This window comes from Pseudomonas sp. K5002, from assembly GCF_013386655.1.
GTDB lineage: Bacteria > Pseudomonadota > Gammaproteobacteria > Pseudomonadales > Pseudomonadaceae > Aquipseudomonas.
In genome coordinates, this window is the sequence record NZ_JACARK010001263.1 from 1 (window position 1) to 1,367 (window position 1,367).

A 1,367-nucleotide genomic window follows, 5' to 3' on the forward strand; every position below is an offset into this window, starting at 1 on the left:
GTGCGATGGCCGCAGCACGTGCGTCCGGCGCCTGGGGGGCGGCGGGCGGGGTGCTTTGGCAGGCGCCCAGCAGCAAGGAAAATGCGGCAAGGAGCAGATAACGGGCGTTGAACAGCTTCATTCCTGCGACTCTCTAATTGCGCAAAAAGCGAGCAAGTCTACACCCCACGACGGGGCAGGACAAAACTCAGCAGAAACAGGGCGGCCGCCGTGACCACAATCGACGGCCCGGCCGGGGTGTCCTTGAACCAGGACAGCGCCAGGCCACCACACACCGCGAGCATCCCCAGAAGGCTGGCGCCGAGCGCCATTTGCTCCGGCGAGCGGGCGTGACGCTGGGCCGCAGCAGCCGGGATGATCAGCAGCGATGTGATCAACAATACGCCGACAATCTTCATCGCGACAGCGATCACCACGGCGATCAGCAGCATCAGGGTCATGCGCAGCGCCGCCACGGGCAAGCCTTCGACGGTGGCCAGTTCTTCGTGAACGGTGATCGCCAGCAGCGGGCGCCACAGCGTCACCAGCAGCACCAGCACTGCCGCGCTGCCGCCTAGAATCCACGCCAGGTCGGTGGGGCTGATCGCCAGCAGGTCGCCGAACAGGTAGGCCATCAGGTCGATGCGCACTTCATGCATGAAGCTCAGCACCACCAGGCCCAGGGACAAGGTGCTTGGGGCCAGGATGCCCAGCAGGGTATCGGAGGCCAGAGGCTGACGCTGTTGCAGGGTCACCAGCAGCACAGCCAGCAGCAGGCAGCCGACGGTGACGGCAATGGTCGGGCTCACATCCAGCAGAAATCCCATGGCCACGCCCAGCAGCGCAGCGTGGGACAGGGTGTCGCCAAAATAGGCCATGCGCCGCCAGACCACGAACGAGCCCAGTGGGCCCGCCACCAGCGCCAGAGCCAAGCCTGCCAGCAGGGCGTAGAGCAGAAAATCAGCCATGCTTGCAGCTATCTCCATGAACGTGGGTGTGGGATGCGGTGGAGTCATCGACTACGGCGCCATGCAGGTCATGGGCGTGGTCGTGATGGTGATGGTAGATCGCCAGGCTCTGGGCGTTCTTGCCGAACAGCTCGACAAAAGCCGGATCGCCGCTGACCTGTTCCGGGTGGCCGGAACAGCACACGTGACGATTGAGGCACACCACCTGGTCGGTGGTGCTCATCACCAGGTGCAGGTCGTGGGAGACCATCAGCACGCCGCAACCATGGCGGTCCCGCAGGCGGGTGATCAGGCTGTACAGCTCGGCCTGGCCGGCGACGTCGACGCCCTGTACGGGTTCATCCAGTACCAGCAATTCCGGCTCGCGCAGCAGGGCGCGGGCCAGCAGCACTCGCTGCATTTCGCCGCCGGAGATGCTTT

The 1,367-nt window shown here is 65.0% G+C and carries 2 protein-coding genes; both read right to left on the reverse strand.

Translation table 11 applies throughout. The annotated features are described in order from the left end of the window. Positions 1-158 precede the first annotated feature (158 nt). Positions 159-947: a zinc ABC transporter permease subunit ZnuB gene (gene znuB / locus HX846_RS35495; protein WP_003214823.1), complete on the reverse strand. Its 789-nt coding sequence runs from the start codon at positions 945-947 to the stop codon at positions 159-161. Continuing rightward, on the reverse strand, positions 940-1,367 hold a 428-nt coding region (locus HX846_RS35500; RefSeq protein ID WP_178967278.1), incomplete at its 5' end, for an ATP-binding cassette domain-containing protein. The genes znuB and HX846_RS35500, both read right to left, overlap by 8 nt.

Coding starts and splice junctions, on each gene's coding strand:
- znuB (WP_003214823.1), bottom strand. CDS start 947: ATGGCTGATTTTCTGCTCTACGCCCTGCTGGCAGGCTTGGCTCTGGCG.